Here is a 21,285-nt window from a genome sequence, read left to right as displayed (position 1 = left end):
GTTCGCCCGGGTGCACAGGGGGCGCACCGGGCAGGTCTCGTATGGGGCCGCTCAGTCGGCGGCCGTGGCGGGCGCGGGGACGCCGAGGTCCCCGCCGCGACCGCCGGCGTCCTTCGCGGGGCCGTCCCGGCCCTCCTGGCCGGCGCCTCCGGGGGCAGCGGGCGCGCTGCCGCGCAGTTCGGCGATGGCCGCCTCGAAGTCGTCGAGCGAGTCGAACGCCTGGTACACGGACGCGAACCGCAGATAGGCCACGAGGTCGAGGTCCTTGAGCGGGCCGAGTATGGCGAGGCCGACGTCGTGCGTGGTGAGCTCGGCGCTGCCGGTGGCGCGCACGGCCTCCTCGACCCGCTGGCCGAGCTTGGCCAGGGCGTCCTCGGTGACGGGACGGCCCTGGCACGCCTTCCGCACACCGGAGATCACCTTGGTGCGGCTGAACGGCTCGGTCACGCCGCTCCGCTTGATCACCATCAGGGACGCGGTCTCGACCGTCGTGAACCTGCGGGAGCAGTCGGGGCACTGGCGGCGCCTGCGGATCGAGCAGCCGTCGTCCGTGGTCCGGCTGTCGACGACCCTGCTGTCGGGGTGCCTGCAGAAGGGGCAGTGCATGGCTCTCCACCTTCCTTCACCCTCGACGAGATCCCCGGGAAGCCCGGGGGACGTGCACGATCCACGGCTCCGGCCGGCCCTGACCACAGGGCCCCCGCGAAGCAGCCCCAAGCATAGGCGATGGCCATGGGTGGGGATGACCGGGATCGGCCACCGACCACAACTTGTGGGCGGCTGCCGCCATCAAACCACTAGATCTGGTGTCCGGTCGCCAAGCGGGCCCAGCGCGTGTCGCGGGGCGCGGCCGACGGGGAGGGCCGGAAAAGGGCCTCGGGAGAGGCGTCGGACGGCCTTCGGAAGGCCGGGGAGCGCCCGGCCGCCGGGCGGGGCGCGCGGCCCGTCGCGGGACCCGTGGACGGCCGTCCGCGCGGTCCGCTTCGGTGATCGCGGAACCGGACGCGACCGAGGGGCGGCGGGAGCGACGGGGTCGACGTCGAGGGTACGCGAGCGGGGCGGCGGGGGACCCTCGGGGGCGCCGACGCGCGGGTGGATGCCACACTGATGCGACCGCGACGCACCACACGACGGGTACACCCCGGGACACACCTCTCCCGGAACGCGCCCGCCGCACGGCGGGGAATCGCCCGCGCGCTCCCACCGGAACGGACCGGGCCGCCGGAACCGTGAATTCGGAATTCCCCGCACCAGGGAAGGCGGGGGTACGGGAGCCGAGGACGGACGCCCCCGGAATTTCCCGGAAACGCGCCGGTGGAAGTCCTCTTCAAAGGGGGCGGACGAAGAGGCCGGAGCCGGTCGCGAGCTGAATTGATCTTGGCTCGTACACCCTCACGCCTGATCAAGTCAGCGAATCGTCGATATTTCACTCGAACGTGTGTTTGGCGCAACCTTTCGAAAGCAACTACCGTTGTCCAGCCAGGGAGAACATTTCGAGAGGGGCCGACGTGACCACCACCGCAAACAGCGCCACCATCACCGCCCAGGACCGCTCCCAGAACCGACTCGACCAGGCACACCCGATGAACGACACCGGCATGAACAGCGAGGGCCAGAAGCCCGCCCGCTCGCTTCCCGGGCGGCCGCCCGGAATCCGCGCGGACAGCTCCGGCCTCACGGACCGGCAGCGGCGCGTCATCGAGGTCATCCGGGACTCGGTGCAGCGGCGTGGCTACCCACCGTCCATGCGGGAGATCGGCCAGGCGGTCGGGCTCTCCAGCACCTCCTCGGTCGCGCACCAGCTGATGGCCCTGGAGCGCAAGGGCTTCCTGCGCCGGGATCCGCACCGCCCCCGCGCCTACGAGGTGCGCGGCTCCGACCAGCCCAGCTCCCAGCCGACGGACACCACCGGCAAACCCGCCGCGTCCTACGTGCCGCTCGTCGGCCGGATCGCCGCGGGCGGCCCGATCCTCGCGGAGGAGTCGGTCGAGGACGTCTTCCCCCTCCCCCGGCAGCTGGTGGGCGACGGCGAGCTGTTCGTGCTCAAGGTGGTCGGCGACTCCATGATCGAGGCCGCCATCTGCGACGGGGACTGGGTGACCGTCCGCCGCCAGCCGGTCGCCGAGAACGGTGACATCGTGGCCGCGATGCTCGACGGGGAGGCGACGGTCAAGCGCTTCCGCCGCGAGGACGGCCACGTCTGGCTGCTGCCGCACAACTCCGCGTACCAGCCCATCCCCGGCGACGAGGCCACGATCCTGGGCAAGGTCGTGGCCGTACTGCGGCGGGTCTGAGCGGACCGAAACCGGGCCCCGGAATCACTGCGCCGGTTCCGGGGCTCGCCGCTGCCCGCGGCCGGCCGCCTCACCCTTTTCGCGCGGGCCGAGGGGCGAGCGGGAGGAACGGAGAGGGCAGCGGAGGAACGGGTCGCCCTCGAATTCCCCCGCCCCCCGCATTGCGACCGGAAATACCCGGATCAGCGATTCTCCGCCTTCGCCGCCGCGTCGATGGCCGCCAGTGAGCGGCGGACCTGATTGCGGTCGGTCGTGTACCAGAAATCCGGCAGGGAAGCGCGCAGGAAGGACCCATAGCGCGCCGTCTCCAGCCGCGGGTCGAGCACCGCCACCACACCCCGGTCGCCCGTGGCCCGGACCAGCCGCCCCGCGCCCTGCGCCATGAGCAGGGCCGCGTGCGTCGCGGCGACGGACATGAAGCCGTTGCCGCCCGCCTGCTCCACCGCCCGCTGCCGGGCGCTCATCAGCGGATCGTCCGGGCGCGGGAAGGGCACCCGGTCCATCACGACGAGCTGGCAGCTCGGCCCCGGCACGTCGACGCCCTGCCAGAGCGAGAGCGTGCCGAAGAGGCACGTCTCCGGGTCGGCGGAGAAGTTCTTGATCAGCTCGCCCAGGGTGTCCTCGCCCTGGAGCAGGATGGGCGTGTCGAGCCGACCGCGCAGCGCCTCGGCCGCGGCCTGCGCGGCGCGCATCGACGAGAAGAGGCCGAGCGTCCGTCCGCCCGCCGCCTGGATGAGCTCGGTCAGCTCGTCCAGCATGTCGGCCCGGCCGCCCTCCCGGCCCGGCTGGGACAGGTGCCGGGCGACGTAGAGGATGCCCTGCTTGGGGTAGTCGAACGGCGAGCCGACGTCGACGCCCTTCCACTCCGGCAGGTCCTCGCCGGTCACGCCCTCGGGGGCGAGGCCGAGCGAGGCGCCCACCCCGTTGAAGTCGCCGCCGAGCTTGAGGGTGGCGGAGGTGAGGACCACGGACCGCTCGTTGAAGAGCTTCTCCCTCAGCAGCCCGGAGACCGAGAGCGGGGCCACCCGGAGGGACGCGCCGTATCGGTCGTGCCGCTCGTACCAGACCACGTCGTATTCGGAGCCGGCCACGATGCGCTCCGCGACGGCATGCACGTTCTCCACGGCCGCGAGGGCCTGCTTGCGGACGGCGTCCTCGTCCTGGACGGACTTGTCGCGCGTCGTGCCGAGCGCCGAGACGACCGTCCGCGCCGCGTCCCGCAGCGACACCAGGACGTAGCCGAGGTCCTCGGGGATCTCCTCCAGCCGCCCGGGCAGGGCCAGCTCCATCAGCCGCTCGAAGCTCTCGGCCGCCGTCTGGAGGGCGTCGGCCACCTTCTCGTCCACCAGCTTGGCGGCGCGCCGGACGGCCTGGTTGACGCGCCCCGGAGTGAGCTCGCCGGTGGCCACACCGGTGACGCGGGAGACCAGCTCGTGGGCCTCGTCGACGATCAGCACCTCGTGCTGAGGCAGCACCGGGGCGCCCTCGATGGCGTCGATGGCCAGCAGGGCGTGGTTGGTGACGACGACATCGGCGAGCTTGGCCCGCTCCCGGGCCGCCTCGGCGAAGCACTCCGCGCCGTAGGCGCACTTGGAGGCGGACAGGCACTCCCGCGAGGTGACCGAGACCTGGGACCACGCGCGGTCCGAGACGCCGGGGGTGAGGTCGTCCCGGTCGCCGGTCTCCGTCTCGTCCGACCAGTCGCGCAGGCGGAGCAGGTCCTTGCCGAGCTTGCTGGTCGGGGCCGCCGCCTCGAACGGGTCGAAGAGGCCGTCTTCCTCCTCCTGCGGCACGCCCTCGTGCAGCCGGTGCAGACAGAGGTAGTTGGACCGGCCCTTGAGCATGGCGAACTGGGGGCGCCTGCGCAGCAGCGGGTGCAGCGCCTCGACGGTCCGCGGCAGATCGCGCTCGACGAGCTGGCGCTGGAGCGCGAGGGTCGCGGTGGCGACCACCACCCGCTCCCCGTGCGCCAGGGCGGGCACGAGGTAGCCGAGGGACTTTCCGGTGCCCGTGCCCGCCTGGACCAGCAGGTGCGAGGTGCCGTCGATGGCCTCGGCGACCGCCTCGGCCATGGTGACCTGGCCGGGGCGCTCGGTGCCGCCGACCGCGGTGACGGCCGCGTGCAGCAGGGCGGTGAGGTCGGGCCGGGACCCGGACGGGGCGGGGGACGCGGAGGGCGCGGGGGTGGCAGTCATAGCCTCACCAGCCTACGGGGCGGCACCGACATCGCGGGCCCCGTCCGCGACAAGCGCCCCGCTCCGCCACCCGGCGCCACCGCGCCCGCCCGTCTCATCGCCCGGGCCGGGCAAGGGGGTTGGCGATCGTGACGTACGGCGGCCCGGCGCCGTCCCCGGCCAGCTCGCCCAGCAGGTGGGCCGGGCAGCGCAGGGTGGGCGCGTCCAGCAGGCGGCGCGGCAGGGACGAGCGCGTCGCGTCCGGCCCGGTGGCGGCGCGGGCGAGGAACCGGCGCAGGGCCGCGAGCAGGATCCGTTCGTCGGCGAGCCGCTGGGAGCCGAAGGCGCCGATCAGGCCGAGGAGGTTGTCACAGCCGAGGTCGTGGGCGAACCGCTCGTCGGCCGTTCCGTCCGGCAGGAAGGCGTCCTCTTCCTCCGGGACGGCGAGCGCGGGCAGCCGGGCGGTGAGCGCCTCGCGCGCGGACTCCCGGAACGCGGCCCGCTGGCCGCCGCGGTACCGGCCGCCGACCGGCCAGCCGTCCCGGTCCAGCAGGACGAGGGTGTTCTGCTGGTGCGCGGCCGGGACGACGCCCGCCTCGCCGTCGAGCCAGAGGAGCGGGCGGACGACCGCCCCGAGATAGCGCAGGAACCATTCGACGGCGATCATCGCGGCCGGGCGGCCGGTGCGCAGGGCGAGCCGCTGGACGGTCTCGGCGAGGCGGGAGGACACGGCCGGGTGCCCGGCCGGTGCCGTCCGGCCCGGCCAAGGGCGGAGCGAGGTCAGCCCGGCGAGGCAGACGGCGTCGTCGCCCGGGCCGAAGGGGTTGTGGCGGAGGACCGCCGCGAGGCCGGGCGCCGGGGCGCCTTCCGGGGTGTCGACGGCGAGCCAGGCCGGGTCGCGGACCACGTCGAAGCCCAGGCCGCCGGGGCAGGCCGCGCGCCAGCGCTCGGCGAGGCCGCCGCGCAGCAGCCGGTGCAGGGCGACGCCGCGGCGCAGTTCCGCCCGGCCGAGCTCCCGCGTGCGGCCGGCCAGGCGCACCCCGAGCGAGAGCTTGATCATCACGGGGGCGTCCGGGCGGTGCACCGTGCGGACGGACGAGGTCGGGTACCAGGGCGCCCCGTGCGGCCCCAGGTCGTGGAGGAGTCCGGCGTCGAGGAGCTCGGCGACGGCGGGGCGGCAGCGGACGTCGCGGGCCTGCCACGGGTGGAGGGGCAGCGGCACGGTGTCGGGCGGGAGGTGCGGCCCGTGCTCCGCGGGCAGGAGCCGCGCGGCGAGCGTCGCCGCCTCGACGGGCCGGCCGCGTTCGGTCCAGGCCGAGTCGGCGGCCAGGACGGACCGGTGGACGGCCAGCCAGTGCAGCGGGAAGCCGCCCCGGCACTCGGGCGCGTGGCGCGGGGACTCGGCGGCGGTGAAGCCCTCTCGGCTGTGGGGCGCGGGGTGCCAGGGGTGCCCTTGGAACGACGCCTGCTCGCCGTGGAGGAAGAAGGCGTCGGTGGCGGGGTCGGCCGGGCGGGCCCGGCGCTCCTCGACGAACACGGCCGCCCGGCGTACGGAGTCGGCGACCCGGCCGGCCAGCGCGGCGACGCTCCCCCCGCCCCTGGCGTAGACGGCCTCGCGGCCGAGGAGGGCGGCCAGGGTGACGGCGTCGAGGGCGGGGGCGTCGTCCGGGGCGCGCAGGAGCGTCGGGGCCCCGAAGCGGTGCCGCCCGGTGGGCGACCAGTAGCGGACGGGGACGTGCAGGACGTTTCCGTCGGTGGCGAGCGGGAGTTGCAGGCAGCCGCCGGGCGGGCGGTCGACGTCGTGCTCGCGTACCCAGCAGCGCAGGAGGCCGTCGACGGCCGCGTTGTCGGCCGCCGTCGCGGGATCGGGGTGGTCGAGGGGGTCGGGGTGCTCCGGGCAGTCGAGGCGGTCGGAGGACTCGGCGGAGGCACATGGGTCTGCCGGGACGCCGGTCGCCCGCTCACCGTTCCGCGGCGCGGGACGGGGGATGCCCGGTGCGCCAGGCGTCTGCGATGGCGCCTGGAATGCGCGAGCTACCGGAGTCACCGACGTGGCGGGGCGTGCGTTCATACGGTGCGGCGGGCCGAGCCGTCGGGCGGGGCCTCGCCTGCCTCCTTCCGCGGGCTGACGGGGTGCCGTGGGATCGTGGGGCGGTGAATGCCCGAAGACTTCGCCGAAGTGCCGCCGGATGCCGGTGCGGCGGGAACCGAGGCCGGGCCGACGGCCGGGGTCGAGGCCGGGTCTGCGGCTGCGGCTGCGGCTGCGGCTGCGGCTGCGGCTGCGGCTGCGGCTGCGGCTGCGGTCGAGGATGGGCCGGGGGAAGCGGCCGGGACGGGTTCGACGGTGGCCGCCGGGCCGGGGGCCGACGCTGCGACGGAACCGGCGGTCGAGGTCGGGCCGGAGGCCGCGGCCCGAGCGCGGCCGGAAGCCGAGGCGGGGTCGGTGACCGCGATCGAGACGCAGCCGGAGACCGAGGCCGTACCCGAGGCCCAGGCCGAAGCCGAGCCGGTGGCGGAGCCCAAGCCTGTGGGCGTGGCCGAGCCCGTAGGGGCGGCCGGGGCCGGGCCGATGGCGCCCGGTGCTCCGGGGGGCGCCGCTCCGGTGGGGGTTTCACCGACGGTCCCGCGTGTCGTGGTGTCCGCCCGGCGTCCTCCGGAGACCACTCGTCCTGGCGCGGTTCCCGCAGCGAGCCCTCGATCAGCCGGACCGGATGGGGTTGCAGCCGTCGGGGACATCGGCCGTACGGCCGGCACCGCCACCGGGCCGCCCGCCCGGGATCCCCCGCCTACCGCGCCGACCGCGTCGGTGAAGCGGTCGAGCACGGCTTCCGCCTGCTCGTCGGTGATGGTGAGGGGCGGCAGGAGGCGCAGCAGGCGCGGATCGTCGCCGTCCGTTCCGACGAGCAGGCCGCGGCGGAGGCAGGCGCGGCGGACCGCCTCGGCCGCGGCGGCGTCGGCACAGGTGACGTCCAGCAGCAGGCCGCGGCCGTGGGCGCCGGTGACCGCGGCGTGGTCCGCGACGGCCCGGCGGAGCCGGAGCAGCATCCGCGCGCCCAGGGCCGCGGCCCGTGGGGCCAGGCCGTTCTCCCGGACGTACCGCAGCGTGGCCGCGCCGGCCGCCAGGGCCGGCCGGTTGCCGTGGGCGTCCTCCGCCGGGAGGGCGGCGGGCACGTCGTCGCCGTGGACGAGGACGGCGAGCGGCAGTCCGCCGCCGATCGCGCCGGCCAGGATCATGGCGTCGGGGACGCGGCCGGTGTGCTCCACACCCCAGAAGGCGCCCGTCCGCCCGAGGCCGGTGCGCGTCTCGTCGGCGACGAGGAGGGTACGGCCGCCTCCTCCTGCTTCGCCGGGCACGGCCCGGGCAGGGCCCACGGAACCGCCGGACGGCACCCGAGGTGCGGCGGCGGCGCGGGTCGGGCGGTCCTCTCCGTCCCGGCCGGGTGAGCTGCCGGGGAGCGCCCGCGCGACGGCGGCGCCGCCGGCCGGAGGCTCGTCCCCGCCGCTCCCGACAGGCGCGGCCCCCGGACGTCCGGCGAGCGCCCGGGCCGCGGCGACGTCCCGTGCCCCGAGGGAACCCGCACCGCCGAAGGCCCCGGCGGGGCCGGCGGTCATGCCGACGACGGTGAGGCCGCCGCCACGGAATCCGTCGGCTCCCTCCTCACCGGGGACGATCTCGACGAGCCCGTCGGCCAGCGCCCGCGCCGCCGCGAGCGCCGCCTCCCGGGTCGGCGCGCAGAAGCGGAGCCGGGCGCCGTCCGCCAGCCGGCCGGGCAGGGTGGCCCGCAGCTCGTCGGCGAAGACCTCGGCCGGCGGAACGCCACGGGCGAGCGCCGAGCGGACGGCCTCCCGGACGACCGGGTGGTGGTGACCCAGGACGAGCGCGCCGCCGCCCGGGAAGCAGTCGAGGTAGCGGCGGCCGTCGGCCGCCTCGACCGTCAGGCCCCGGGCGCGCACCGGGACGACGGGCAGCGGGCAGGCGTACGCGCGGGCCGCGGCCTCCCGGCGCGGGCCGCCCCGTCCCGCCGAGAGCACTGCCGGTGGCTGGGTCAAGGCCACGACCTGTGTCCTCCTCCTGTTGAACGCCGGACGTCCCCCGTACGTACCAACGACGCGGGGCCGTCCGGAACACGGCCCGCGCCCGAGAAGGTGCGGCGCGTGCCACACCGGAACCGGCGCGCCGCCCCGGCCCGTCCCCCGGGGCGGCGGCGTAGGGTGTCCCTGCCCCGTCACCGGGGCGGTGCATGACAAGTCCGTCCCCGGGCGGACGCGCGCACCCGCACACGTGTCACCGAACGGGGGAGAACACTCCATGTCATCCCAACGCCCGCCCGTCGACCGCAGGCCGGGACGCCGGCGGGGGCCGCGCGCTCTGGCCGCGGTCGCCGTCGCGTCCGTGCTGGCGCTGACCACCGCCTGCGGCCCGTCCGACGACGAGGCCAAGGCGGGCGGCGGCGACAAGCCCACCGCGTCCGCGAGCGCGCAGGGCCTGGAGGGGCTCAAGCTGCCCAAGGGGCTGACCCTCCAGGACCTGGACAAGTGGAAGGGCGGCGCCTGGAAGAAGTGGGACAAGGAGCGGTGGCTGCGGGAGGCCCGGGACTTCATCAACCCGATCATCGAGGGGCACTGGAAGCCCGACTCGATGAAGGACGCCCGTTCCAGTGACAAGACCGTCAAGGACGCGCCGGGCACTCCCCCGGGCGACTCGTCCCAGGGCGACCAGGGCGTCACCGACCCGGAGCCGCGCCCGGTCAAGGCCCGTGAGGTGAAGCGGCCGTACAGCCACAACGCCGCACCGGTCGGCAAGGTCTTCTTCGACAGCCCCCAGGGCCACATGGTCTGCTCGGCGACGGTCGTCAAGGACCCGGCACACCCGGGCAAGTCCAACATGGTGTGGACGGCGGGCCACTGCGTGCACGCGGGCCAGAAGGGCGGCTGGTACCGCAACATCGCCTTCGTGCCGTCCTACAACAACCAGGGCCTGCCCGCCTCGCGGGTGAACACCGCGCCGGCGCGGCAGGTCGCGCCGTACGGCGTGTGGTGGGCGGACTGGGCGCAGACCTCCAGCCAGTGGATCGCCCAGGGCGCGTCCAGCGGCGGCGCGGGCGCCCCGTACGATTTCGCCGTGCTGCACGTGAAGCCGGAGCAGGGCTCGGGCAAGTCGCTGGAGGAGACCGTCGGCAGCGCGCTGGCCGTGGACTTCGACGCGCCGCGGGTGAAGTCCATCCCGTCGATGGGGGCGTGGGGCTACCCGGCCGCGCCGCCGTTCGACGGCCAGCGGATGTACGACTGCGTCGACCGGCCGGGGCGGCTCACCCTGGACAGCGCGCAGCCGACGATGTACCGCATCGGCTGCACGATGACCGGCGGTTCCTCGGGCGGCGGCTGGTTCCGCGTCGGCCCGGGTGGCAAGGCGGTGCTGGTGTCCAACACCTCCGTCGGCCCGTCCGACAGCCGCTGGCTCGCAGGGCCGCACCTGGGCCCGGAGGCCAAGGGCATCTACCAGGCCGTCAGCAAGAAGTTCGCGGCGACGCGCTGACGAACCGCGTACGGCGAAGGGCCCGTCCCCCGAGGGGGGCGGGCCCTTCGCCTATGGCGTCGCTCAGGCGGCCTGGACGAACGGCCGCAGCTCCGCGGCCAGTTCCTCGTGCACCCGGGCCCGGACCAGGGTGCCCTCCGCGGTGTGCTCCTCGGAGAGGATCTCGCCCTCGGAGTGGATCCGCGCGGTCAGCGAGCCCTGGGTGTACGGCACCAGCGCCTCGACCTCGATCGCCGGGCGGGGCAGCCGCTCGTCGATGAGGGCGAGCAGCTCGTCGATGCCCTCGCCGGTGCGGGCGGAGACCGCGATCGCGTTCCGCTCGACGCGCAGCAGGCGCTGCAGGGTGAGCGGGTCGGCCGCGTCGGCCTTGTTGACCACGACGATCTCGGGGACGTCGAGCGCGCCCACGTCGCGGATCACCTCGCGGACCGCCGCCAGCTGCTCCTCCGGCGCCGGGTGCGAGCCGTCCACCACGTGCAGGATGAGGTCGGAGTCGCCGACCTCCTCCATGGTGGAGCGGAACGCCTCGACGAGGTGGTGCGGCAGGTGGCGGACGAAGCCGACGGTGTCGGCGAGGGTGTAGAGCCGGCCGCCGGGCGTCTCGGCCCGCCGGACGGTCGGGTCCAGGGTGGCGAACAGGGCGTTCTCCACCAGGACGCCGGCGCCGGTGAGCCGGTTGAGCAGCGAGGACTTGCCCGCGTTGGTGTAGCCGGCGATGGCGACCGAGGGCACCTTGTTGCGGCGGCGCTCCTGGCGCTTGATGTCGCGCCCGGTCTTCATCTCCGCGATCTCCCGGCGCATCTTCGCCATCTTCTCGCGGATCCGCCGCCGGTCCGTCTCGATCTTGGTCTCACCGGGACCGCGGGTGGCCATACCGCCGCCCGAGGAACCGGAGCCACCGCCACCCATCTGCCGGGACAGCGACTGACCCCAGCCGCGCAGCCGGGGCAGCATGTACTGCATCTGCGCGAGGGAGACCTGCGCCTTGCCCTCACGGGACTTGGCGTGCTGGGCGAAGATGTCGAGGATCAGGGCGGTCCGGTCGACCACCTTGACCTTGACGACGTCTTCGAGGTGGATGAGCTGGCCGGGGCTGAGCTCACCGTCGCAGACGACGGTGTCGGCGCCGGACTCCAGGACGATGTCCCGCAGCTCCTGGGCCTTGCCGGAGCCGATGTACGTGGCCGGGTCCGGCTTGTCGCGGCGCTGGATCACGCCGTCGAGGACGAGGGCGCCCGCGGTCTCCGCGAGCGCGGCGAGCTCCGCCAGGGAGTTCTCGGCGTCCCGCACCGTGCCGGACGTCCAGACGCCGACCAGCACCACGCGCTCCAGGCGCAGCTGCCGGTACTCGACCTCGGTGACGTCCTCCAGCTCGGTGGACAGGCCCGCGACGCGGCGCAGAGCCGCGCGCTCGGAGCGGTCGTACTGGTCCCCGTCCCGCTCCCCGTCGATCTCGTGGCTCCAGGCGACGTCCTCTTCCATCAGGGCGTCGGCCCGAAGGCTCTCCGGGAGGCTCTGCCGGTCCTGGGGAAGGGAAGAAGTGGAGGTCATGTGATCCTTTGCTTCGTCGGGTCGTGCTGAAGCGCACGGTGGTGCCCCCGGCGGGGGCCCACACGTCGACAACGCCCGACGGCCCCCGGTGATTCCCGGGACCCGCGCCGCGCCCGCCGACCCGACGATGGTCCCATGCCGCGTGGGGGCCGTCACGCGGGTTTCCGGGTGACCTTCCAGTCGGGGTGGCCGGGCATGGGCGGGGTGGCGGCGTCGTACAGCCAGGGGCGCAGGAAGCCGGAGAGGTCCCGGTGGGCGGCCTTCGAGGCGAGGGCGACGAAGTCGGCGGTGGTCACCGTCCGGTCCGCGTACCGGTCGACCCAGGCGCGCTCCAGCTCCTCGAAGGCGTGGGCGCCGATCTCCTGCCGGAGGGCGTAGAGCACCAGGGCGCCGCCGTCGTAGACGACCGGCCGGAAGATGGCGACCTTCTTGCCGGGGGCGGGCTGCTTCAGGGCGGCCGGCGGGCCGCCGTCGACGCGCATGAGGTCGGAGTACTGGTACGCGCGGCGCATCCGGTCGACCAGCTTGCGGCCGCCCTTGTGCTCGGCGTACTCGGCCTCGTACCAGGTGGCGTGCGCCTCGTTGAGCCAGAGGTCGCCCCAGGTGCGGGGGGTGACGCTGTCGCCGAACCACTGGTGGGCCAGCTCGTGGACCATGACCGACTCCAGGTACCAGGCCGGGAGGGACCGCTTGGTGAACAGGTCGCTCTCGAAGAGGGAGAGGGTCTGGGTCTCCAGCTCGAAGCCGGTCGTCGCCCCGGCGAGGAGCACGCCGTAGTTCTCGAACGGGTAGGGGCCGAGCCGCCGCTCCAGCCAGGTCAGGTGCTCCGGGGTCTTGGCGACCCAGGGCGCCAGCCGCTCCCGTTCGCCCGCCGGCACCACGCTGCGCAGCGGGAGGCCGTGCGGGCCGGTGGACTCAAGGACGGCCGAGCGGCCGATGGCGACCTGGGCCAGCTCGGTGGCCATGGGGTGGCGGGTGCGGTACGTCCAGGTGGTGGTCGCGCCCCGGGTGGTGCGGCCGGTGGCGACGCCGTTGGCGACCACCGTGAGCTCCTTGGGGGCGCGGATCCGGAAGGTGAAGTCCGCCTTCTCTGAGGGGTGGTCGCTGCCGGGGAAGACGCGGTGCGCGGCGTCCGCCTGGTTGGCCATGACGAGGCCGTCCTTGGTGGTGACCCAGCCGCCCTCGCGGCTGCCCCGGGGGTCACTGGTGTGGCGGACGGTGATGGTGAAGGGGGTGTGGCGGCGCACCGGGCGGGCGGGGGTGACGACGAGGTCCTCCTCTACGGGGGTGAACGCGGCGCTCGCCCCGTTCACCTCGACCGACCGCACGGTGCCGCGGGCGAAGTCGAGGTTGAACCGCTCCAGCCGCTCGGTGGACCGGGCCTCGATCGTGGTGACGGCGTCCAGCGGCTTGTCGTTCCCCCGGTAGTCGAAGGCGAGGGCGTACTCGGTGACGTGGTACCCCGGATTGCCGAGGTGGGGGAAGAGCCGGTCGCCGATGCCCAGCGGGACGGGCGGCGGCGCGGCGGCGGTCAGCAGCAGCAGCGGCACGGCGGCGGCGAGGGCGGTGCGGCGGAGCCGGCGGCGGTGCTGCGGGGGGCGTGGCCCGGGAGAGTGCGGCATGCGTCCACCGCTATCAGCGCGCCGGGGCCGGCGGGGGGCGGCGCGCGCGGTCCCACCCGTACGGGCGGCGCCTCGGGGGCGCGTACGCCCCTGGGGTCACGGCGCTCCCCGGACTCACAGGGGCGTGGCGGCGGGCCGGCCGGCGCGCCCCACGTCGTACACGCCGGGGACCCGGCGCATGGCACGCATCAGCTCGGGCAGGTGGGCGGCGTCCGGCAGTTGGAGTGTGTACGTGTGGCGGACGCGCTGCTCGTGCGGCGGCTCGACGGCCGCGGAGATGACGGCGACGCCTTCCGCCGCGATGGCCTCGGTGAGGTCGGCGAGCAGGTGCGGGCGGCTGAACGACTCGGCGCACAGGGTGACGCGGAAGTCCCCGGGCCCGGAGCCGTCGGGCCGGCGCCAGCGCACGGCGATCCGTCGCCGGCCGGCCGTGGTCATCCGGGCCACGGCCGGGCACTCGGCGCGGTGCACGGTCACGGCGCCGCCGCGCACGGCGAAGCCGGTGACCTCGTCCGGCGGCACGGGGGTGCAACAGCCGGCCAGCCGCACGCTGGCGTCGGCGAGCCCGGCCTCGGCGCAGCCGACCACGACCGGCTCCCGGGCGGCGGGCGCCGGGTCGCGGGGGCCGGGCCGGACGGCCGGGGGCTGGGACGGCCCGGGAGCCGCGCCGACGGGGCCGGCGTCCGCCGCCGGGTCGGGCGCCGGGTGGGTGGCGAACCAGCGGCCGATGGCGATCCGGGCGGCGGGCGTACGGGCGTGCTCACGCCAGCCGGGGGACGGCCCGGAGGCGGTGTCCGGGGACATCAGCAACTGGAGGGTGTCGCCGTCGCGCAGGACGGTCCCGAGGGCGACCAGCCGGCCGTTGACCCGGGCGCCGATACAGGTGTGGCCGCCCTGCCCGTACTGGGCGTACGCGGCGTCGACGCAGCTGGAGCCGGCCGGGAGGCCGATGGTGCCGCCGTCGGCGCGGAAGACGGTGATCTCGCGGTCCTGGGCGAGCTCGTCGCGGAGCGAGGTCCAGAAGGTGTCGGGGTCGGGGGCGGACCGCTGCCACTCCAGGAGGCGGGAGAGCCAGCCGGGACGGGTGGGGTCGACGCGCTCCCCGTCCGCCGCGTCGGGGTCCTCGCCGGCGGCGTAGGGGTTGCCGAGGGCGATCACGCCGGCCTCGGCGACCCGGTGCATCCGGTGGGTGCGGATGAGGACCTCGGCCACCTGGCCGGCCTCCCCGGCGATGGCGGTGTGCAGCGACTGGTACAGGTTGAACTTGGGGACGGCGATGAAGTCCTTGAACTCCGAGATGTACGGGGTGAAGCAGGTGTGCAGCTCGCCCAGGACGGCGTAGCAGTCGGCGTCCTCCGCGACGAGGACGAGCAGCCGCCCCAGGTCGGAGCCGGTCACCTCGCCGCGCTTGAGCCGCACCCGGTGGACGGAGACGAAGTGCCGGGGCCGGACCCGGACTTCGGCGGCGACCCCCGCCTCGCGGAGCACCGCGCGCACCCGCGCCGCCGTGGCCTGCAGCGGGTCCGGGCGATCGGCGTGGGCGAGGACGGTCTCCCGGGTGGCGGCGTACTCCTCGGGGTGCAGGATGGCGAAGACCAGGTCCTCCAGCTCGGCCTTGAGGACCTGGACGCCCAGCCGCTCGGCGAGCGGGATCAGCACGTCCCGCGTCACCTTGGCGATCCTGGCCTGTTTCTCGGGGCGCATCACGCCGAGGGTGCGCATGTTGTGCAGCCGGTCGGCGAGCTTGATGGACATCACGCGGACGTCGTTGCCGGTGGCCACCAGCATCTTGCGGAAGGTCTCGGGCTCGGCGGCGGCCCCGTAGTCGACCTTCTCCAGCTTGGTGACGCCGTCGACGAGGAACCGCACCTCCGCGCCGAACAGCTCGCCGACCTGATCGAGGGTCACCTCGGTGTCCTCGACGGTGTCGTGGAGCAGCGAGGCCGTCAACGTCGTGGTCTCCGCGCCGAGTTCGGCGAGGATCAGCGTGACGGCCAGCGGGTGGGTGATGAACGGGCCGCCGCTCTTGCGCGTCTGCCCCCGGTGCGAGGACTCCGCGAACAGATAGGCGCGGCGCAGGATGTCCAGGTCGGCCCCGGGGTGGTGGGCCCGGTGGGCCTTGGCCACGTGCTCCAGGGCGTCCGGCAGCCGGCCCCGGGCGCCCGAGCCGCCGAGCGCCGCGCGGCCCAGCCGTCTCAGATCGATCCGGGGGCCGCGCCTGCGGCGGCTGGGGCGTTCGTTCGTGGCCTCTGCGCTCATGGGCACCTCCGGCAGCGTCGACCGGCGGTCGGCGCACGCCGTCCGGGCCGGTGCTTGATGCTACCGAGCCCATCACGCACCGCTCACCCCCTCTCGCGCAGAGTGAACCGGATCACCCATTCGAGGGAGGCGTTCATCCGTAGATCCGACGAGACGGCCGGGAACGGCTTGCCGTCGGGGCTCCGGGCCGTCAGGAGGCGGTCAGCCAGGCGGCGTCGACGTGTCCCTCGGCCACGATCACGGCGGGGCCGGTCATCTCGACCGTGCCGTCCGGGAGCTCGGAGATGACCAGCCGTCCGCCGGGAACATCCACCGTGTAGGTGGCGGGCCGGCCGTCGGCGGCCGGGTCGGCGCCGTCGCGGCGGGCCGTCGCGACCATCACGGCGCAGGCGCCGGTGCCGCAGGAGCGGGTCTCGCCGGAGCCGCGCTCGTGGACGCGGAGGGCGACGTGGCGGGGGCCCCGGTCGACGACGAACTCGACGTTGACCCCGTCCGGGTAGGCGTCCGCCGGGCTCACGGCCGGGGCGTCGAACAGCTTCCCGGCGTGGGCGAGGTCCTCGACGAAGAGGACGGCGTGCGGGTTGCCCATGTTGACGTTGCGCGCGGGCCAGCTGCGGTCGCCGACGGTCACGGTGACCTCGCCGGCGGGGAGGGCCGCCCGGCCCATGGAGACGGTGACGGGGCCCGGCTCGCCGTCGGGGCCGTCCTTGGCGATGTGCGCGTGGCGCACGCCGGCCCGGGTGGCGATGGCCACGTCGCCCGCGTCGACGAGGCCGGCCCGCCGGAGGTAGCGGGCGAAGACGCGGACGCCGTTGCCGCACATCTCGGCGACGCTGCCGTCGCTGTTGCGGTAGTCCATGAACCACTCGGCCTCGGCGGCCATGGCCCGCGCCTCGGGGTGCGCGGCCGACCGGACGACCCGCAGGACGCCGTCGGCGCCGATGCCGGCCCGGCGGTCGCACAGCCGCGCGACGGCGGCCGGGGAGAGGTCGGTCAGCCCGTCGTGGTCCGGGATGATCACGAAGTCGTTCTCGGTGCCGTGGCCCTTGAGGAAGGGGATCTGCGCGGTGCTCACGTGTCGATGGTACGGCGGGCGGCGGCGGTGCCCTCCGGTGGTCCCGGCCCGGCGTCTCCGGCCGGCGGCCCCGGGGCCGCTCAGCGCAGCCGCGCCACGCGCCAGACGGCCAGCACGGTCACCAGGACGACGACGGTCGCGTACGCGGCCACGTACCGCCAGTCCGGACGGCGTCCGGAACCGCGCGGGGGCAGGCCGGGCCAGGTGTAGCCGACGCGGCGGGCGGCCATCACGCCCCAGCCGGCGGCGCAGCCGCAGATGAGGAGGCCGAGCATGGCGACGACCGGACCGCCGTCGCCGACCTCGAAGGCGAGCGGGAAGGCGAACATCAGCGAGCCGGTGACGGCGAGCACGACGATCGGCGCGACCTGCCAGACGCGGAGCCGGCGCGGCGGCCGCAGTTCGCGGAAGGACTCCGCCGTCCCGCCGTCGCCGCCCTCGGGGACGGAACCGTCCGTGGCGTCCGGGCCGTCCGGGGAGAGGCCGCCGGCGTCGTCCCCGGGCACCGCCGGGAGCGGTCGCTGCGGTCTGTCACGAGGGCCGGCCTCCATCGCCACGCGCCCTCCCAACCGGACTTCACGGCTCGATCGAAGACTGATGATGGCACGGTCCGACTGACCCGGATGACACGCGGCGCGTCCCGATGCCATCACGTGATCAGGCTGTGACCGCCCGTTCGACCAACGCCAGCGCGAGTGCCGGGAGTTCCGCGCGCCGGTCGGCGGCGCCGCTGAGCCAGTGGACGCGGGAGTCGCGGCGGAACCAGGAGTCCTGACGGCGCGCGAAACGCTTGGTGGCGCGTACGGTCTCGTCGCGCGCCTCGCGCTCGGTGCACTCGCCGGCGAGGAAGGCGAGCACCTGCTGGTAACCGAGCGCGCGCGACGCCGTGCGCCCCTCGCGCAGCCCCGCCCGCTCCAGCGCGCGCACCTCGTCGACGAGGCCGGCCTCCCACATGCGGTCGACGCGCGTGGTGATCCGCTCGTCGAGCTCGGGCCGCTCGACGTCGACGCCGATCTGCACGGTGTCGTAGACGGCCGTCTCGCCGGGCAGGTTGGCGGTGAACGGTTTCCCCGTGATCTCGATGACCTCCAGGGCGCGGACGATGCGGCGGCCGTTGCCGGGCAGGATGGCGCGGGCCGCCTCCGGGTCGGCGGCGGCCAGCCGGGCGTGCAGCACGCCGGGCCCGCGCTCGGCCAGTTCGTCCTCCAGGCGGGCCCGGACGGCCGGGTCGGTGCCCGGGAACTCCAGGGCGTCGATGGCCCCCTTGATGTAGAGGCCGGAGCCGCCGACGAGCACGGGGGTGCGGCCCTCGGCCAGCAGCCGGTCGATCTCGGCGCGGGCCAGCCGCTGGTACTCGGCGACGCTCGCCGCCTCGGTGACGTCCCAGATGTCGAGCAGCCGGTGGGGGATCCCCTGCCGCTCCTCGGCCGTCAGCTTGGCGGTGCCGATGTCCATGCCGCGGTACAGCTGCATGGAGTCGGCGTTGACGACCTCGCCGTCGAGGTGCCGGGCGAGCGCGACGCCGAGGTCGGACTTGCCGGCCGCGGTGGGGCCTACGACGGCGATGACCTGCGGTGCGGGGGCTGCGTTTCTCACCTCACCAGTCTCGCAAACACCGGGCCGCCCCTCGAACGAGCGACGTGACGCGACGCCCCCGGCCTCGTTGCCTGTTGCGAGGTTCCGACCGCCGGTTCGCAGGCCGGAGCCCGCGAGCGGCGCAATGGGACGCTCCGGGCGACCCGGGATTTCGCTCACACCAGTAAGGTAATGGAGTAGATATGGGCGTGTTTTCATGGCTTCGCCGCAAGCCGTCGCAGTCGTCAACGGAGGAGGCGGCGGCGGCCACCCGGACGGCGGAACCGGGCGACGGCGCCGGCGCGGAGGAGGCGGCCCCCGAGGCGGCCGAGACCCCGGCGGCCCCCGCGGCCGATGCCGCCGCGACCGGCTCCGCCGAGGACGCCGGGGCGGCCGAGGGCGGCGAGGGAGTCGACATCCCGAAGCAGCAGTCCGCGGACGAGGCGGCGGACAGCGAGGCCGGTGAAGGCGCCCGCCAGTAGCGCGCGGACCGCGCGCGGGAGAGAGCGAGGGTAGGTGCCCATGGGCCTGTTCGACGATCTGAAGGCCAGGATCGGTCCGGTGAAGGACAAGGTCGGCGGCCTCGTGCAGCAGCACGGGGACAAGATCGAGCAGGGGCTGGACAAGGCCGCGCGGATGGTCGACTCCAAGACCGACGGCAAGTACAGCAGCCAGATCAGGACCGGTACCGGCAAGGCCAAGGAGGCGCTCGGCCGGCTGGCCGAGTCCGAGGGCCCCAAGGGCGACACCGGGTCCCGGGGCTCCGAAGCCTCCTGACCACCGCGCCCGTATACGGCTCCCGGGTCAGGACCACACCGCGACGTGGTACCCCACCCCGTACGGCGCCTCCTCGTACAGCGGCCGGCCGCTCAGCCCGGCGCCTTCCGCCGCGCCCGCGAGCACCTGCCAGGCGGGCCGGCCGGCGGCCCGCAGCTCGCGGGCGGTCGTGGGGTCGAGGGCGGCGAGGGCGGCGGTGTCTGCGGCGCCCAGGGCCGCCGCGCAGGCCGCGTCGAAGCCCTCCGCGCGCTCGTCGAGGTAGCCGGGCGCCTTCACCGTGCGGCAGGCGCTGCCGTCACCCATGACCAGCAGCGCCACGCGGTCCTCCGGAGCGGCCAGCTCCCGGCCGGCGGCGAGGCAGCCGGCGGGGTCGAGGGACTCGGCCACGCCGAGCCCGGTCACCGGGGCGGCCGACCAGCCGGTGCGCTCCAGCAGCCAGGCGGCGACGGCCAGCGACAGCGGGAGCGGCCGGCCGTCGGCGTCCCCCCGGCCCAGCCGCACGTCCAGGGCCACCCCGAAGCCGCGGAACGAACCGCGCGCGCCCTCGGCGTAGCGGCCCTCGCCGCCCGGACCGGCGGGCCCGGCCACGACGAGGCGGTCGGGCCGGGCGGCGGCCAGGACGGCGACGGCGTCCAGGCAGGCGGCCCGCAGCGGGTCGAGCTCCGGGGCCGCACCGGCGGCGACCTCGGGTACGAGCAGCGGCGGGCAGGGGCACACGGCGGCGGCGACGAGCATGTCCGGAACCCTAGCGCCCTTCCCCCGCTCAGTCGCAGCCGCAGCCCGCGGCGGCCGGGGCCGGGGACGGCGCGGGGGCGCCGATGGTCGGGATGCCGAGCAGCACGCCCTTCGGCTTCGCCGCGGCGGCGGCGTTGCGCTTCTCCCAGGCGTCGCCGGCCCGGGTGCGGCGCACGCCCTTGGCCGGGCCCTCGGCCAGCAGGTGGTGCGGGGCGGCGTAGGTGATCTCGACGGTCACCACGTCACCCGGGCGGACCGGCTCGTCGGGCTTGGTGAAGTGGACGAGGCGGTTGTCGGGCGCCCGGCCGGAGAGCCGCCGGGTGGCGTCGTCCTTCCGGCCCTCGCCCTCGGCGACCAGGATCTCCAGGGTCCGGCCGACCTGCTTCTTGTTCTCCTCCCAGGAGATCCGCTCCTGGAGCTCCACCAGCCGCTCGTAGCGCGCCTGCACGACCTCCTTGGGAATCTGGCCGTCCATGGTCGCGGCAGGAGTGCCGGGGCGCTTGGAGTACTGGAAGGTGAACGCCTGGGCGAAGCGCGCCTCGCGGACCACGTGCATGGTCTGCTCGAAGTCCTCCTCGGTCTCGCCGGGGAAGCCGACGATGATGTCGGTGGAGATCGCGGCGTCCGGCATGGCGGCGCGCACCTTGTCGATGATGCCGAGGAAGCGCTCCTGGCGGTACGAGCGGCGCATCGCCTTCAGGACGGTGTCCGAGCCCGACTGGAGCGGCATGTGCAGCTGCGGCATCACGTTGGGCGTCTCGGCCATCGCGGCGATCACGTCGTCGGTGAAGTCGCGCGGGTGCGGCGAGGTGAAGCGGACGCGCTCCAGGCCCTCGATTTTGCCGCAGGCGCGCAGCAGCTTGGAGAACGCCTCGCGGTCGCCGATGTCGGAGCCGTAGGCGTTGACGTTCTGCCCGAGCAGGGTGATCTCGCTGACGCCCTCGGCGACCAGCGCCTCCACCTCGGCGAGGATGTCGCCGGGGCGGCGGTCCTTCTCCTTGCCGCGCAGCGCGGGGACGATGCAGAAGGTGCAGGTGTTGTTGCAGCCGACGGAGACCGAGACCCACGCGGCGTACGCGCTCTCGCGCCGGGTCGGGAGGGTGGACGGGAACGCCTCCAGCGACTCGGCGATCTCGACCTGCGCCTCCTCCTGGATCCGGGCGCGCTCCAGCAGCACGGGCAGCTTGCCGATGTTGTGCGTGCCGAAGACGACGTCGACCCACGGCGCCTTCTTGACGATGGTGTCGCGGTCCTTCTGCGCCAGGCAGCCGCCGACGGCGATCTGCATGCCGGGGCGCCGGGTCTTCATCGGGGCGAGCCGGCCGAGGTTGCCGTAGAGCTTGTTGTCGGCGTTCTCGCGGACGGCGCAGGTGTTGAAGACGACGACGTCGGCGTCGCCCTCGGCGGTGTTCTCGGGGGCGCGGACGTAGCCCGCGTCCTCCAGCAGGCCGGAGAGCCGCTCGGAGTCATGGACGTTCATCTGGCACCCGTAGGTGCGGATGAGATAGGTCTTGGTCGAGGGCACGTCGTGGCTCCGGTCGCTGCTGGTCATGCGTACAAGGGTAGGCGGTGTGCCGGATGACCTCCTCCGTCCCGGAACATCGGGCTCCGCTCCGCGCCCGCGGCGGTTCCGGCGCCCGGCCCGACCCCCGCGGGTTCCCGTCCGCGCGGAGCGGGTCCGCCCCCG

Annotated in this window: 16 protein-coding genes; 4 read left to right on the top strand and 12 right to left on the bottom strand. The window is 75.0% G+C overall.

Annotated features, from left to right (window positions below):
• Positions 1-51: 51 nt before the first annotated feature.
• Positions 52-606 carry a transcriptional regulator NrdR gene (nrdR, locus tag ACSNOK_RS03465; RefSeq protein ID WP_436779037.1) on the bottom strand — a complete coding sequence of 185 codons (555 nt, stop codon included), beginning with the start codon at positions 604-606 and terminating at the stop codon, positions 52-54.
• 902 nt (positions 607-1,508) lie between these two features.
• Between nrdR and lexA the strand changes: the two genes are divergently transcribed.
• Positions 1,509-2,294, top strand: a complete 786-nt coding sequence (lexA, locus tag ACSNOK_RS03460; protein WP_436779036.1) for a transcriptional repressor LexA — start codon at positions 1,509-1,511, stop codon at positions 2,292-2,294.
• Between the two features lie 182 nt (positions 2,295-2,476).
• Here lexA and ACSNOK_RS03455 read toward each other — a convergent pair whose 3' ends face one another.
• The 3 genes from ACSNOK_RS03455 to ACSNOK_RS03445 form a co-directional block, all read right to left on the bottom strand.
• The gene (locus ACSNOK_RS03455) at positions 2,477-4,489 is read right to left on the bottom strand and encodes an ATP-dependent DNA helicase (protein WP_436779035.1); all 2,013 of its coding nucleotides are present in this window, start codon (positions 4,487-4,489) and stop codon (positions 2,477-2,479) included.
• 94 nt (positions 4,490-4,583) lie between these two features.
• Positions 4,584-6,539 (bottom strand): IucA/IucC family protein, encoded by a 1,956-nt coding sequence (locus tag ACSNOK_RS03450; RefSeq protein WP_436779034.1) that lies wholly within the window; start codon positions 6,537-6,539, stop codon positions 4,584-4,586.
• Entirely contained in the window at positions 6,536-8,524 is a 1,989-nt protein-coding gene (locus ACSNOK_RS03445) for an aminotransferase class III-fold pyridoxal phosphate-dependent enzyme (RefSeq protein ID WP_436779033.1), read from the bottom strand. The genes ACSNOK_RS03450 and ACSNOK_RS03445 overlap by 4 nt, the downstream gene beginning before the upstream one ends.
• A gap of 253 nt (positions 8,525-8,777) precedes the next feature.
• Here ACSNOK_RS03445 and ACSNOK_RS03440 point away from each other — a divergent pair, with 253 nt between their 5' ends.
• Positions 8,778-10,004: a trypsin-like serine peptidase gene (locus ACSNOK_RS03440; RefSeq protein ID WP_436779032.1), complete on the top strand. Its 1,227-nt coding sequence runs from the start codon at positions 8,778-8,780 to the stop codon at positions 10,002-10,004.
• A gap of 63 nt (positions 10,005-10,067) precedes the next feature.
• On the opposite strand, the gene hflX is transcribed toward ACSNOK_RS03440, so the two are convergent.
• The 6 genes from hflX to miaA form a co-directional block, all read right to left on the bottom strand.
• Complete coding sequence (hflX, locus tag ACSNOK_RS03435; protein WP_436779031.1) at positions 10,068-11,555, bottom strand: GTPase HflX; 1,488 nt, start codon at positions 11,553-11,555, stop codon at positions 10,068-10,070.
• A 152-nt stretch (positions 11,556-11,707) separates the two neighbouring features.
• Positions 11,708-13,177 (bottom strand): M1 family metallopeptidase, encoded by a 1,470-nt coding sequence (locus tag ACSNOK_RS03430; RefSeq protein WP_436779030.1) that lies wholly within the window; start codon positions 13,175-13,177, stop codon positions 11,708-11,710.
• A gap of 114 nt (positions 13,178-13,291) precedes the next feature.
• The gene (locus ACSNOK_RS03425) at positions 13,292-15,436 is read right to left on the bottom strand and encodes a RelA/SpoT family protein (RefSeq protein WP_436779029.1); all 2,145 of its coding nucleotides are present in this window, start codon (positions 15,434-15,436) and stop codon (positions 13,292-13,294) included.
• A gap of 190 nt (positions 15,437-15,626) precedes the next feature.
• The gene (gene dapF, locus ACSNOK_RS03420) at positions 15,627-16,511 is read right to left on the bottom strand and encodes a diaminopimelate epimerase (protein WP_436779028.1); all 885 of its coding nucleotides are present in this window, start codon (positions 16,509-16,511) and stop codon (positions 15,627-15,629) included.
• An 80-nt stretch (positions 16,512-16,591) separates the two neighbouring features.
• Positions 16,592-17,062, bottom strand: a complete 471-nt coding sequence (locus ACSNOK_RS03415; RefSeq protein WP_436779044.1) for a hypothetical protein — start codon at positions 17,060-17,062, stop codon at positions 16,592-16,594.
• A gap of 106 nt (positions 17,063-17,168) precedes the next feature.
• Entirely contained in the window at positions 17,169-18,107 is a 939-nt protein-coding gene (miaA, locus tag ACSNOK_RS03410) for a tRNA (adenosine(37)-N6)-dimethylallyltransferase MiaA (RefSeq protein ID WP_436779027.1), read from the bottom strand.
• A 182-nt stretch (positions 18,108-18,289) separates the two neighbouring features.
• On the opposite strand from miaA, the gene ACSNOK_RS03405 reads away from it, so the two are divergent.
• Together ACSNOK_RS03405 and ACSNOK_RS03400 are read left to right on the top strand one after the other, a co-directional pair.
• Positions 18,290-18,568, top strand: coding sequence for a hypothetical protein (locus ACSNOK_RS03405; RefSeq protein ID WP_436779026.1), 279 nt, complete (start codon positions 18,290-18,292; stop codon positions 18,566-18,568).
• A gap of 40 nt (positions 18,569-18,608) precedes the next feature.
• The gene (locus ACSNOK_RS03400) at positions 18,609-18,863 is read left to right on the top strand and encodes an antitoxin (RefSeq protein ID WP_436779025.1); all 255 of its coding nucleotides are present in this window, start codon (positions 18,609-18,611) and stop codon (positions 18,861-18,863) included.
• Between the two features lie 27 nt (positions 18,864-18,890).
• Here ACSNOK_RS03400 and ACSNOK_RS03395 read toward each other — a convergent pair whose 3' ends face one another.
• Positions 18,891-19,598 (bottom strand): class III extradiol dioxygenase subunit B-like domain-containing protein, encoded by a 708-nt coding sequence (locus ACSNOK_RS03395; protein ID WP_436779024.1) that lies wholly within the window; start codon positions 19,596-19,598, stop codon positions 18,891-18,893.
• Positions 19,599-19,626: 28 nt separating this feature from the next.
• Positions 19,627-21,150, bottom strand: coding sequence for a tRNA (N6-isopentenyl adenosine(37)-C2)-methylthiotransferase MiaB (gene miaB / locus ACSNOK_RS03390; protein ID WP_436779023.1), 1,524 nt, complete (start codon positions 21,148-21,150; stop codon positions 19,627-19,629).
• Positions 21,151-21,285 lie beyond the last annotated feature (135 nt).

Source organism: Streptomyces sp. URMC 126 (assembly GCF_051386555.1).
Taxonomy (GTDB): domain Bacteria; phylum Actinomycetota; class Actinomycetes; order Streptomycetales; family Streptomycetaceae; genus Streptomyces.
This window is presented reverse-complemented; position numbering and strand designations above follow the sequence as displayed.

Coding starts and splice junctions, on each gene's coding strand:
- ACSNOK_RS03400 (WP_436779025.1), top strand. CDS start 18,609: ATGGGCCTGTTCGACGATCTGAAGGCCAGGATCGGTCCGGTGAAGGAC.
- hflX (WP_436779031.1), bottom strand. CDS start 11,555: ATGACCTCCACTTCTTCCCTTCCCCAGGACCGGCAGAGCCTCCCGGAG.
- ACSNOK_RS03430 (WP_436779030.1), bottom strand. CDS start 13,177: ATGCCGCACTCTCCCGGGCCACGCCCCCCGCAGCACCGCCGCCGGCTC.
- miaB (WP_436779023.1), bottom strand. CDS start 21,150: ATGACCAGCAGCGACCGGAGCCACGACGTGCCCTCGACCAAGACCTAT.
- ACSNOK_RS03395 (WP_436779024.1), bottom strand. CDS start 19,598: ATGCTCGTCGCCGCCGCCGTGTGCCCCTGCCCGCCGCTGCTCGTACCC.
- ACSNOK_RS03455 (WP_436779035.1), bottom strand. CDS start 4,489: ATGACTGCCACCCCCGCGCCCTCCGCGTCCCCCGCCCCGTCCGGGTCC.
- ACSNOK_RS03450 (WP_436779034.1), bottom strand. CDS start 6,539: ATGAACGCACGCCCCGCCACGTCGGTGACTCCGGTAGCTCGCGCATTC.
- ACSNOK_RS03405 (WP_436779026.1), top strand. CDS start 18,290: ATGGGCGTGTTTTCATGGCTTCGCCGCAAGCCGTCGCAGTCGTCAACG.
- ACSNOK_RS03425 (WP_436779029.1), bottom strand. CDS start 15,436: ATGAGCGCAGAGGCCACGAACGAACGCCCCAGCCGCCGCAGGCGCGGC.
- ACSNOK_RS03415 (WP_436779044.1), bottom strand. CDS start 17,062: ATGGAGGCCGGCCCTCGTGACAGACCGCAGCGACCGCTCCCGGCGGTG.
- nrdR (WP_436779037.1), bottom strand. CDS start 606: ATGCACTGCCCCTTCTGCAGGCACCCCGACAGCAGGGTCGTCGACAGC.
- ACSNOK_RS03440 (WP_436779032.1), top strand. CDS start 8,778: ATGTCATCCCAACGCCCGCCCGTCGACCGCAGGCCGGGACGCCGGCGG.